Raw genomic sequence first — 11,908 nt, forward strand, 5'->3', positions numbered from 1 at the left:
CGATGTTGCAGGATCTGACGGTATGCACCCTCGCGGGGGTGTTATCCGGTCTTATCCTGGTTTACCTTGCCCGCCGCCGTAAATAACGGTAGCACTTAAACGGGCTGCAGGCCGCACTGGCGACGCGCCCGGAGCCGGTCAGGGGGCGACCCCTGACCATTTTCGGTATATTGCCAGTGAGTGCGGTTTATTACCGCTTCCCTTAAAAAAGAAGCAGCAAATTATTTCAACCGCGCCATAAAATAGGCATCCACATATTTTCCATTACGCAGCGCGTAATTCTTGCCGGTGCCTTCAATGTCAAAACCGAACTTCTGATACAGTGCCACCGCAGCCGGATTCCCGACAAAGACCGTTAATTCGATCCGCTCAATACGTAGCCAGTTATCGCAGAGATTCACCATTTCGCGCATCAGAGCCGATCCTACGCCGCGCTGGCGAAAATCAGGTGCAGTACTGATACCAAAACTGGCAACGTGACCGCGACGCGCGTTTTGTTCAACGCGCAGTGCCAGATGTCCGACAACCTGCTCATCAATACAGGCTACCAGATGACGAAGACCCGGCTGGGGTTTTAGCCGCTCTTGCCATAGCTCGACGGAAGGATAGGGAAGCTGGAGCAGATCAGGATACACCTCAGGATGCGCATTGATTTGACGTAATGCTTCTGCGTCGCGCGTTTCGATGTGGCGTATCACAATATCGCTCATTCCTTTTATCCTCAGTGTGTTAGAAGTCCCCTTTAACATCAATGACTTTCGCAACGCTGTCAACCGGCAAAATTTTCAAAAAAGGAGTAGACAAGTGCGAATGATAATGATTATTATTGTCATGCGTTCAGGGAGTCCTTTACGGAGAACCTGAAAGCACGACATTGCTCACATTGCTTCCAGTATTATCTTAGCCAGCCGCGTGCTGGCTTTTTTTTACCCTCAGGCCAGCGTTTCCCGCTTACCAAAGGAGCGGATTGCCGCCAGCGGGCCCATGCCGCTTAGCGTAAAGATGGATAGCACGGTGAAGGCCAGCGCCACCAAACCCAGCACCAGATACGCGCCATGGAAGCCCACCTTGTCATACATGTATCCTGCAAACACCGACATAAATATCATGGCCAGTTGTTTGAAGAAACAGAAGCAGACCAGGTAAATCGTCGCCGAAAAACGCACTTCAAACTGACTGGTGATGTATTTAAAGCAGCCGACGATCAGAAAGGGGATCTCGAACATATGCAGCGTTTTCAGGATAATCACTTCCAGCGGTGAAGAGGCAAACGACGAACCGATAATGCGCACTGACATGATCGCACCTGCCAGCAGCAGCGCGTTTTTCCCGCCGATGCGGTTCACAATCAGCGGCGCAAAAAACATGATGCAGGCGTTGAGCAGTTCGCCCATGGTGGTGACGTAGCCAAAGACACGGGTTCCCTGGTCGTGCGTCGTAAAGAACGAGGTAAAGAAGTTGGCGAATTGCTGGTCGAAAACGTCATAGGTACAGGAGACGCCGACCACGTACAACGACAGGAACCAGAGCTTCGGGTTTTTAACCAGTTCCAGCGCCAGGCGGAAGCTGAACGGTGAATGGTTTGCGCCCAGCGAATCAGCGACCTGCGCTGAAGGCTGCGCTTGCGGCCTGGCAATAAACAGCAGGATCGCAAGGATCACCGCGCAGCCGGAGCCAAGCCAGAAGACAAACTGGTTGTTGATGGTGAACATAATGCCGACAATAGAAGCGCACAGTGCCCAGCCGATGCAGCCGAATAACCGCGCCCGTCCAAATTCAAACTGACTGCGGCGACTCACTTTCTCGATGTAGGCTTCAATCGCCGGCGCGCCGCCGTTGTAGATGAATCCCAGATAGATCCCGCCGACAATCGATCCCAGCAGAATATTGGTTTGTAGTAGCGGACCAAATACATAAATAAAGAAGGGGGCGAACATCACCAGCATACCGGTAATGATCCACAGCAGATGTTTCCTCAATCCCAGTTTGTCGGACAGCAGGCCAAAAATCGGTTGAAATAGCAAAGAGAAAAAGGAGATACAGGCAAAAATAATCCCCGTGTCGCTCTTGCTGATGTGGTTGATATCATGCAACCAGATAGGGAAAAAAGGGAAATACGCTCCCATGATAAAAAAGTAAAAGAAAAAGAACAGCCCGAACATCCAGAAATTGGTGTTTTTTAAGTAGTACATGATTTTTATCCTTAGGGTAGCAGCGGGCAGACTGGCCAGGCCTGCCCGAATAGAAGCCCGCCGTTAACGACGGGCCCAGCTCAGCGCATAGTGGTAATGACTTTCCTGTAATAAAAATTCGGCTGAAACGCTGGGGCTCCAGGAATCGTCGCCGCCGACGCCCATATGGAAACCATCCAGATTCAGCCAGACGCCCGGTTCTTCCCTTAACAGATGGCGGTGCGAGGTCTCCCGCAACTGCTTCTGTCCGTAGCGACTGATATTGAAATGGAAATTGCCCTGCCAGCAGCTGTCGCCATATTCCAGCCGTGTGGTATCGCAGCGCAGGCCGTTTTCGCCCGGGAAGACGTAAGGGGTATAGAGATCGCACAGCGGGCGCTGCCAACGGTCGTAACGGGCGGAGGATTTCCGGTCCGGATAGTTTTCATGCGGCCCCAGCCCCTGCCAGGTGACGTCAGGCTCTACGTCCGCCAGTTGGCAGGTCAGACCGATACGCGCCGGGGCGGGCGTGCCATGGGCAACATCGACATCCACGCTGATGTGCAGTTCACCCTGGGCGTCAATGCGGTATGTTTTGCAGCTGATAAACAATGTCTTGCCCTGATGCTGCCAGAGATGTGCAGTATGGAGCTGGATCTCCTGCCCGCAGGTATTGGCGTCGCAGCGTGCCAGCGAAGACTCAAGATCGTACATCCCCGCCGCTTTCCAGCGTTCCATCCAGGCGTTAGGGTCAATGCGGGTGGCCTCGCTGACGCCGATGTCGTTATCGAGCGGCGCACGGGTGAACTGATCCTGCAACGGCGTGAGCAGCGTCTCTTTGCCATCCGCCCACCACTGTGAGAGCAGGCCAGTCTGACGGCTGAACTGCCAGCGCTGGCTGCCGTGGTGGATTTCATAATACGCTTCGCTGACGTTAAGCTGCGGCGCGCTGCCCGTCCGTGGAGCGGGAGAAACGTCGATGACCTCCGGCATACGCCACTGTTGCCACGCGCAGACATGTCCGGCCTCGCTCCAGGCGGTAGCGGCAATCTGCTGTACTTCGACATTGAGCCAGACCTGCCCCGGCCGGGTCACGCTGGGGAGCGCATCCAGCAGTAGCGTCTGCGTGCCTTGCGGCGCAATATTCAGCACCGCTTCGCCCTGCGCCAGCGTCTCGCCTTCCTGCTTCAGCGTCCAGATCAGACGTTCGTTATCGCTGTGGCGGAACAGATATTCGCTGGTGATGAGCAGCCTGTTCTCATGCAGGGTGAACTGGAAAAACTGCTGTGCCTGTTGCGCTTCATAGAGTGAAGGATGCGGCGTGCGATCGGCGAAGACCAGTCCGTTCATACAGAACTGGCGATCGTTGGGCGTATCACCGAAATCGCCGCCGTAGGCTGAGAAAGGCTGGCCGCTATCGTCGTGCTTGATCAGTGACTGATCGACCCAGTCCCAGATAAACCCGCCCTGCAGCCGTGGATGCTGGCGGAATGCCGCCCAGTATTTATGAAACCCGCCAAGGCTGTTGCCCATAGCGTGAGCATACTCGCAGAGGATCAGCGGACGCGTCTCGTCCGGCATGCCGATCCACTTCTTGATCGACCATTTCGGCACCTGCGGGAAGGGCTGATCCTGATCCACGCGCGCGTACATCGGGCAGATAATATCGGTCGCCGGGCTGTTTGCGCCGCCGCCTTCATAATGCACCGGGCGAGAAGGATCGTTCGCCTTGATCCAGCGATAAAGCGCGTCATGATTGGTACCATGGCCGGATTCATTGCCCAGCGACCAGATGATAATAGACGGATGATTACGGTCGCGTTGCACCATACGCGTCACGCGCTCGCTCATCGCCGCCAGCCAGGCAGGATCATCGGTCAGACGGTTCATGGGCACCATGCCGTGCGTTTCAATATTGGCTTCGTCTACCACGTACAAACCGTAGCGATCGCACAAGCGATACCACAGCGGATGATTGGGATAATGCGAGCAGCGCACGGCGTTAAAGTTATGCTGTTTCATCAGCAGAATATCTCGGCGCATGGTCTCTTCGTCCATCACCTGACCGTTTTCAGGATGATGTTCATGGCGGTTAGTGCCGCGAATGAGCAGCGGTTTACCGTTGAGTTTCAGCAACCCCTGAGAGATTTCTACCTTGCGGAAGCCGACGTCATACGCCTCGGCTTCAATCACCTCACCGTCAGTATTTTTCAGCACTATCACCGCGCGATAGAGCTGCGGTACCTCGGCGCTCCACAGCAGCGGGCGGTCAACCGACAGGTGCAGGGTAGTACGATCATGGTAAGCACCGCGTTCGTCGATAATCTCGCTGCCGATGGCTTGTTGGGTTTCTGCGACCAGCGTGTCGTCTTTCCACAGTTGCAGGGCAATCTGCGTCTTTGCATCCACATTGCCGCCCACGATGGCCAGCGCTCCCAGAGTTGCCCGGGTAAAATCTTCGTTTAGTTGCGTGGTAATACGGATATCGCTCAGGTGCATTTGTGGCTTATGCAGCAGAGAAACATCGCGGAATATGCCGCTCATCCGCCACATATCCTGATCTTCCAGATACGAGCCGTCGCTCCAGCGCAGCACCATCACCGCCAGACGGTTTTCGCCAGGCTGTAGCACGCCGCTCAAATCAAATTCGGAGGGCAGACGGCTGTCCTGCGCGTAGCCTATCCAGTGACCGTTACACCACAGGTGGAAGGCGGAGTTCACCCCATCAAAGATGATCCGCGTTTGACCGCTGTTCAGCCAGTCCGGATTGATGTTGAATGTGAGCGAGTAACATCCTGTCGGGTTTTCCTGCGGGACAAACGGCGGGTTCACCGGGATAGGGTAAGTGACGTTAGTATAAACCGGCGCATCATAACCGAGCATTTGCCAGTTCGACGGCACGGTTATCTCATCCGCGCTCGCTTCATCCTGGGCGATCCAGCGTTCGGGGACCGCTTCCGGACGGGTAAAATAACTGAATTTCCAGCGCCCGTTGAGCGACATAATGCTGTCAGACGCAGTATCTGTCCTCGCGGCGTCCGGTGTACGCCAGCTGGCAAAGGGAGGGTGTGCGGCAAGCTGATTCAGGTGCGTTACTGCCGGATTTTCCCAGTCGCGGCGCGCGAGAATGGAAGCAAGAGTGGCACCGGGCGTGCCCGCGTGAATAGTCATAGTCATGTTCCTTTAAATTTTGCGATGCGCTCACAATTTGGATTGACTATGGTTTCCGATGGAAAGTCTGTAAAGCGGGAGAGGGAGTTTAGGTGACTAACGTCACAAACTTTTCTGTTACGTTGCTGGCATCGGTGGCATGGCCTGCCGGGTGGCGGCTACGCCTTACCCGGCCTACAACCACAGAAAATTCAGCGGGTTAGACTACTTGTAGGCCCGCGCAAGCGCAGCGCCGCCGGGCAGGGCGGCACAAAAAACCACCTTACAATAGCATCACTTGCTGCCGGCACTCAGCGCAGGCGTGCCACCTGATGCGCCAGCGTGGCCAGCGCCTCGGCCAGCGCCTGAGCCGTTGGCGAGGCATTGCCAGGCGCGGCGGTGGTTTTACGCTCTACCAGGGTTACCGGCAGCATCTGCGAGCTACCGTCTTTATCGTCCCCGGAGATTAACGACATCAGGCGGGTAACGCTTGCCCGGCCCAGCACTTTGAAATCCTGCTTTATGGTCGTCAGCGGCGGAATAAAACAGGCGCTGTCTTCAGTGTCGTCATAGCCAATAACCGACATCTCCTCGGGTACCCGCAGACCCGCTTCCGAAAATGCCCGCAGCGCGCCGAGCGCCATTTGATCGTTGGCCACCAGAATGGCGCCAGGCATGGTCTTCCCCTGAAGCAAGCGCAGGGTTTGTTCATACCCGGACAGCGAACTCCAGTCGCCGTGCAGCACAGTGGCGGCGCGGAGCTGGTGATGAGCGAGCTGCTGCTGCCAGCCTTCAAAACGCAGGCGTGCCGACACCGACGCCAGCGGCCCGGTCAGTAAAGCAATCTCCCGATGGCCCAGGTTGACCAGATGATCGACGCCGAGTCGTGCGCCCTCAAACGGATCGAAAATAATATGATGTGCCGGGAGATCGGGGGAAACATCGAGGAACAGCACCGGTACGCCGCCGCACACGGATTGCACCGCCTGCGCGTCCTCATTCTCCAGCGGGATATTAACGATCAGGCCATCGACCCGCTGAGAAAGCAGGCTATTTATGGCGGCTTTGCACGCTTCCGGCCCCGGTTTTTCAACCATCGAAATCACGACATTAAACTGCTGCTCGCCCGCTCTGGATTTGATGGCCGCTGCAATTTGTGACGGGGCATGTAGAGAGAGAGTGGTGGTGGCAAGGCCGATCGTTTGACTCTGCTTGCCCGCCAGTTGCTGTGCGACCCGATTCGGCACGTAGTGTAGCGCCTGCATCGCCTCCTCAACCTTAAGCCGGGTTTTCTGCGAGACGTGGCTGGCCTGATTAATGACCCGTGAAACCGTCTGATAGGAGACACCGGCAGCGTCGGCTACATCGTATAGCGTCACAGATTTGGCTTTCATACCGGATTTCCTTAAACGTACACAACGGACCGGGCTATTTTACACATATTCCGCTTCCGCGCCGGATAATCAACGTGCCATCCCTCGCGAAAATGCATTAAGGTTAATGGTATTCGACGTCAAAAAAGGATATGACCATGACTCTGGAGTGTGCATTTATCGGTTTCGGCAAGAGTACCACCCGCTACCATCTTCCCTATGTGCTGAACCGCAAAGACAGCTGGCACGTGGCCCATATCTTTCGCCGCCATGCAAAGCCGGAAGAGCAGCAGCCGCACTATTCGCATATTCACTTCACCAGCGATCTGGATGAAGTGTTGAACGACGAAAAGGTCAAACTGGTGATTGTCTGTACCCATGCGGACAGCCACTTTGACTACGCGAAACGCGCGCTGGAAGCGGGTAAAAACGTGCTGGTGGAAAAACCGTTTACCCCCACTATGGCCGAGGCGAAAACGCTCTTTGAACTGGCGAAAAGCAAAGGGCTGACGGTGACGCCGTACCAGAACCGGCGTTTTGACGCCTGCTTCCTGACGGCTAAAAAAGTGATTGAAAGCGGTAAACTTGGCGACATTGTGGAGTTCGAAAGCCACTTTGACTACTACCGCCCGGTAGCGGAAACCAAACCCGGCCTGCCGCAGGACGGCATGTTTTACGGGCTCGGCGTGCATACGCTGGATCAGGTCATCTCGCTGTTTGGTCGTCCTGACCACGTTGCCTATGATATTCGCAGCCTGCGTAATAAAGAGAATCCGGATGATACTTTCGAAGCGCAGCTCTTTTATGGCGATCTGAAAGCGATTGTGAAAACCAGCCATCTGGTCAAAATCGATTATCCAAAATTTATCGTCCACGGCACCAAAGGCTCGTTTATTAAATACGGTATTGACCAGCAGGAGACCAGCCTGAAAGCCAACGTGATGCCGGGTGAACCAGGTTTTGCCGCTGATGAGAGTATCGGCCAGCTGGAGTATATCAACGACGAAGGTTTAACCGTGCGGGAAGAGGTTACGCCGGAAATCGGCGACTATGGCCGGGTCTATGATGCGCTGTATGCCACCATCACTACCGGCGCGGCAAATTACGTCAAAGAATCTGAGGTAATGACTAATCTCGAAATCCTTGAACGCGGATTCGAGCAGGCGTCTCCCGCCACGGTTACCCTCGCCTGATAGCGTGGATTGGCTCCTCCATTGTTCATAATTTTTGAACAGAGGAGTCAATTTTCACCCTCTATGATCCTGTCTGCTTTCGGTCCAGACTTACTCCATCGACAGCATACGGGAGTAAAAAAATGATCTACTTACGCAACGCCAGCGAGCGCGGGCATGCTAATCACGGCTGGCTGGATTCCTGGCACACCTTCTCGTTTGCCAACTATTACGATGCTAACTTTATGGGCTTCTCGGCGCTACGCGTTATCAACGATGACGTTATCGATCCGGGACAGGGATTTGGTACGCATCCGCATAAAGACATGGAAATCCTGACCTACGTGCTGGAAGGCGCGGTAGAGCATCAGGACAGCATGGGCAATAAAGAGCAGGTGCCCGCAGGTGAATTCCAGATCATGAGCGCCGGAACCGGTGTGCGGCATTCGGAATACAATCCGAGTGACACTGAACGTCTGCATCTGTATCAAATCTGGATTATGCCGGAGAAAAACGGCATCGCACCGCGCTATGAGCAGCGCCGCTTTGACGCGGCGCAGGGTAAACAACTGGTGCTTTCGCCGGACGCCCGTGACGGATCGCTGAAAGTGAATCAGGATATGGAACTCTACCGCTGGGCGCTGGCGAAAGACGAGCAGTCGGTGCACCAGATTGCCGCCGACCGCCGCGTCTGGATCCAGGTGGTGAAAGGCGACGTCACTATCAACGGCATCAAAGCCACCACCGCGGATGGACTGGCAATCTGGGATGAACAGGCTATCTCCGTTCATGCCGACAGCGGCAGTGAAATTTTGCTGTTTGATTTGCCACCGGTATAAATAATTTGCTCAACCTTTCCTGATGGCAGGAAAGGTTGAGCGTCGTCCGTGATAAACTGAGGAAATGTTTCCCTCTTTATCTCATTGCGGACGATGAAAAAGAAAAGACCCGTACTTCAGGATGTGGCCGATCGCGTCGGCGTGACCAAAATGACGGTCAGCCGGTTTTTACGTAACCCGGAGCAGGTCTCCGTTGCGCTGCGAGGCAAGATTGCCGCCGTCCTTGACGAACTGGGTTACATTCCCAACCGCGCTCCCGATATTCTTTCCAACGCCACCAGCCGCGCGATAGGGGTGCTGCTTCCCTCATTAACCAACCAGGTGTTTGCCGAAGTGCTGCGCGGTATTGAAAGCGTGACCGATGCGCACGGCTACCAGACCATGCTGGCGCACTACGGTTATAAACCCGAAATGGAGCAGGAGCGGCTGGAGTCGATGCTCTCCTGGAACATCGACGGGCTGATCCTCACCGAACGCACCCATACGCCCCGCACCCTGAAGATGATTGAAGTCGCCGGTATTCCGGTGGTGGAACTGATGGACAGCCAGTCACCGTGTCTGGATATCGCCGTCGGGTTCGATAACTTTGAAGCGGCGCGCCAGATGACCGCCGCGATTATCGCCCGTGGTCATCGCCATGTCGCCTATCTCGGCGCACGTCTGGATGAACGTACTATCATCAAACAGAAGGGCTATGAACAGGCGATGCTGGATGCCGGACTGACGCCTTACAGCGTGATGGTCGAGCAGTCCTCTTCCTATTCATCGGGTATTGAGCTGATGCGTCAGGCGCGTCGTGAGTATCCGCAGCTGGACGGGATCTTCTGTACCAACGATGACCTTGCGGTCGGTGCGGCATTTGAGTGTCAGCGGCTGGGGCTGAACATCCCCAACGATATCGCGATTGCCGGTTTTCACGGCCACGATATCGGTCAGGTGATGGAGCCGAGGCTTGCCAGCGTGTTGACGCCGCGCGAGCGGATGGGGCGCATCGGTGCCGAACGCCTGCTGGCCCGGATCCGGGGCGAGGTCGTGACGCCGAAAATGTTAGATTTAGGTTTCACATTGTCACCAGGTGGATCTATTTAGTCTGACAAATTTGACGTAGCTCACACTTATTCACTTCTGCGCCCAATGGTTATTGCTTCTGCAGTTGTCCGACCGGACAATGTTACCGATAACTGTTACCCGTAACAAATATTCAGAATACTCAGCTAATCAATCCTGTTGGGAGGGCGCTTTGAGCACGACGAATCACGATCACCACATTTATGTCCTGATGGGCGTCTCCGGCAGCGGTAAATCTGCGGTTGCCAGCGAAGTAGCGCATCAACTACACGCTGCTTTCCTGGACGGCGATTTTCTCCATCCGCGCAGCAACATTAACAAAATGGCTTCCGGTGAGCCGCTGAACGACGATGACCGTAAACCGTGGCTGCAGGCGCTAAATGACGCCGCCTTTGCCATGCAGCGCACTAACAAAGTGTCGCTGATTGTCTGCTCGGCGCTGAAAAAGCACTATCGCGACCAGCTGCGCGAGGGTAATCCGAATCTCTCTTTCATCTACCTGAAAGGCGATTTCGAGGTGATCGAAAGCCGTCTGAAAGCGCGTAAAGGCCATTTCTTCAAGACGCAAATGCTGGTGACCCAGTTTGAAACCCTTCAGGAGCCGGGTGCGGACGAGGGTGACGTGCTGATCGTGGATATCGATCAGCCGCTGGAGGGTGTTGTCGCCAGTACTATTGAAGTCATCAACAAAGGCAGTAATCAGTGAGTACATTAACGCTTGTTTTAACAGCAGTCGGCTCGGTGTTGCTGCTGCTGTTTTTAGTGATGAAGGCGCGTATGCACGCCTTCGTCGCTTTGATGGTGGTTTCTATTGGTGCAGGTCTCTTTTCCGGTATGCCGCTCGACAAAATCGCGGCAACCATGGAAAAAGGGATGGGAGGCACGCTGGGATTTCTGGCGATTGTGGTCGCGCTGGGCGCGATGTTCGGTAAGATCCTGCATGAAACAGGGGCAGTCGATCAGATTGCCGTCAAAATGCTTAAATCGTTCGGCCACAGTCGCGCGCACTATGCGATTGGCCTGGCGGGGCTGATTTGCGCGCTGCCGCTATTTTTTGAAGTGGCAATTGTGCTGCTGATAAGCGTCGCCTTTTCGATGGCCCGTCACACGGGCACTAACCTGGTAAAACTGGTGATCCCGCTGTTTGCCGGGGTCGCTGCGGCGGCAGCCTTCCTGCTGCCGGGGCCTGCGCCAATGCTGCTGGCCTCGCAAATGCACGCCGATTTTGGCTGGATGATCCTCATTGGCCTGTGCGCAGCTATTCCTGGCATGATCATCGCCGGTCCGCTGTGGGGCAATTTCATCAGCCGCTACGTGGAACTGCATGTGCCTGCTGATATTACCGAGCCGCATCTGGGCGAAGGCAAAATGCCGTCATTTGGTTTTAGCCTTTCACTTATTTTGCTGCCGCTGGTGCTGGTCGGCCTGAAAACTATCGCCGCACGTTTTGTTGCCGAAGGCTCCACGGCGTACGAATGGTTCGAGTTTATCGGCCATCCGTTTACCGCGATTCTGGTGGCCTGCCTGGTAGCGATTTATGGCCTGGCAATGCGTCAGGGCATGGCGAAAGATCGGGTGATGGAAATCTGCGGTCACGCGCTGCAACCGGCGGGGATTATTCTGCTGGTGATTGGTGCGGGTGGCGTGTTCAAACAGGTGCTGGTGGATTCCGGCGTCGGCCCGGCGCTGGGTGAAGCCCTGACCGGAATGGGACTACCGATTGCCATCACCTGCTTTGTGCTGGCAGCGGCGGTGCGTATTATCCAGGGATCTGCCACGGTGGCCTGCTTAACGGCGGTCGGCCTGGTGATGCCGGTAATTGAACAACTGCACTACAGCGGCGCGCAGATGGCGGCCCTGTCTATCTGCATCGCGGGCGGCTCGATTGTGGTCAGCCACGTTAACGACGCGGGTTTCTGGCTGTTCGGCAAATTTACCGGCGCAACCGAAGCGCAAACGCTGAAGACCTGGACGATGATGGAAACCATCCTCGGTACCGTCGGGGCGATTGTCGGGGCGATTGCGTTTAGTTTGTTGAGTTAGTTACTGTTGCACATGTTGCTGCGAGCATGCTCGCAGCAATCCTCTTCTCTTTTTTATTCTTTCATTAACTTTGATTTACATCATCCTGATAA

Annotated in this window: 9 protein-coding genes; 5 read left to right on the forward strand and 4 right to left on the reverse strand. The window is 55.2% G+C overall.

What is annotated here, in order from left to right:
- Nucleotides 1-221: 221 nt before the first annotated feature.
- From yhhY to P0H77_RS01780, 4 genes are all read right to left on the reverse strand, one after another.
- Nucleotides 222-710, reverse strand: a complete 489-nt coding sequence (gene yhhY / locus P0H77_RS01765; RefSeq protein ID WP_276161829.1) for an N-acetyltransferase — start codon at nucleotides 708-710, stop codon at nucleotides 222-224.
- 222 nt (nucleotides 711-932) lie between these two features.
- Nucleotides 933-2,192, reverse strand: coding sequence for an MFS transporter (locus tag P0H77_RS01770; protein ID WP_276161835.1), 1,260 nt, complete (start codon nucleotides 2,190-2,192; stop codon nucleotides 933-935).
- 63 nt (nucleotides 2,193-2,255) lie between these two features.
- Nucleotides 2,256-5,348: a beta-galactosidase gene (locus P0H77_RS01775; RefSeq protein ID WP_276161841.1), complete on the reverse strand. Its 3,093-nt coding sequence runs from the start codon at nucleotides 5,346-5,348 to the stop codon at nucleotides 2,256-2,258.
- A 284-nt stretch (nucleotides 5,349-5,632) separates the two neighbouring features.
- Complete coding sequence (locus P0H77_RS01780; RefSeq protein WP_276161846.1) at nucleotides 5,633-6,715, reverse strand: LacI family DNA-binding transcriptional regulator; 1,083 nt, start codon at nucleotides 6,713-6,715, stop codon at nucleotides 5,633-5,635.
- 137 nt (nucleotides 6,716-6,852) lie between these two features.
- On the opposite strand from P0H77_RS01780, the gene P0H77_RS01785 reads away from it, so the two are divergent.
- From P0H77_RS01785 to gntU, 5 genes are all read left to right on the forward strand, one after another.
- The gene (locus P0H77_RS01785) at nucleotides 6,853-7,887 is read left to right on the forward strand and encodes an oxidoreductase (protein WP_276161854.1); all 1,035 of its coding nucleotides are present in this window, start codon (nucleotides 6,853-6,855) and stop codon (nucleotides 7,885-7,887) included.
- A 122-nt stretch (nucleotides 7,888-8,009) separates the two neighbouring features.
- A complete protein-coding gene (locus P0H77_RS01790) occupies nucleotides 8,010-8,705 on the forward strand; it encodes a pirin family protein (protein WP_276161863.1) in 696 nt (231 codons plus the stop codon).
- Between the two features lie 93 nt (nucleotides 8,706-8,798).
- Nucleotides 8,799-9,794, forward strand: coding sequence for a gluconate operon transcriptional repressor GntR (gntR, locus tag P0H77_RS01795; protein WP_276161870.1), 996 nt, complete (start codon nucleotides 8,799-8,801; stop codon nucleotides 9,792-9,794).
- Nucleotides 9,795-9,945: 151 nt separating this feature from the next.
- Complete coding sequence (gene gntK, locus P0H77_RS01800; protein ID WP_276161872.1) at nucleotides 9,946-10,479, forward strand: gluconokinase; 534 nt, start codon at nucleotides 9,946-9,948, stop codon at nucleotides 10,477-10,479.
- Nucleotides 10,476-11,816, forward strand: a complete 1,341-nt coding sequence (gene gntU / locus P0H77_RS01805; RefSeq protein WP_276161873.1) for a gluconate transporter — start codon at nucleotides 10,476-10,478, stop codon at nucleotides 11,814-11,816. The genes gntK and gntU overlap by 4 nt, the downstream gene beginning before the upstream one ends.
- Nucleotides 11,817-11,908 lie beyond the last annotated feature (92 nt).

This window comes from Superficieibacter sp. HKU1 (assembly GCF_029319185.1).
Taxonomy (GTDB): Bacteria; Pseudomonadota; Gammaproteobacteria; order Enterobacterales; family Enterobacteriaceae; genus Superficieibacter.

What these genes read in the sequence shown, in the direction of transcription:
- yhhY (WP_276161829.1), bottom strand. Translation starts at nt 710, where the DNA reads ATGAGCGATATTGTGATACGCCACATCGAAACGCGCGACGCAGAAGCA.
- P0H77_RS01770 (WP_276161835.1), bottom strand. Translation starts at nt 2,192, where the DNA reads ATGTACTACTTAAAAAACACCAATTTCTGGATGTTCGGGCTGTTCTTT.
- P0H77_RS01775 (WP_276161841.1), bottom strand. Translation starts at nt 5,348, where the DNA reads ATGACTATGACTATTCACGCGGGCACGCCCGGTGCCACTCTTGCTTCC.
- P0H77_RS01780 (WP_276161846.1), bottom strand. Translation starts at nt 6,715, where the DNA reads ATGAAAGCCAAATCTGTGACGCTATACGATGTAGCCGACGCTGCCGGT.
- P0H77_RS01785 (WP_276161854.1), top strand. Translation starts at nt 6,853, where the DNA reads ATGACTCTGGAGTGTGCATTTATCGGTTTCGGCAAGAGTACCACCCGC.
- P0H77_RS01790 (WP_276161863.1), top strand. Translation starts at nt 8,010, where the DNA reads ATGATCTACTTACGCAACGCCAGCGAGCGCGGGCATGCTAATCACGGC.
- gntR (WP_276161870.1), top strand. Translation starts at nt 8,799, where the DNA reads ATGAAAAAGAAAAGACCCGTACTTCAGGATGTGGCCGATCGCGTCGGC.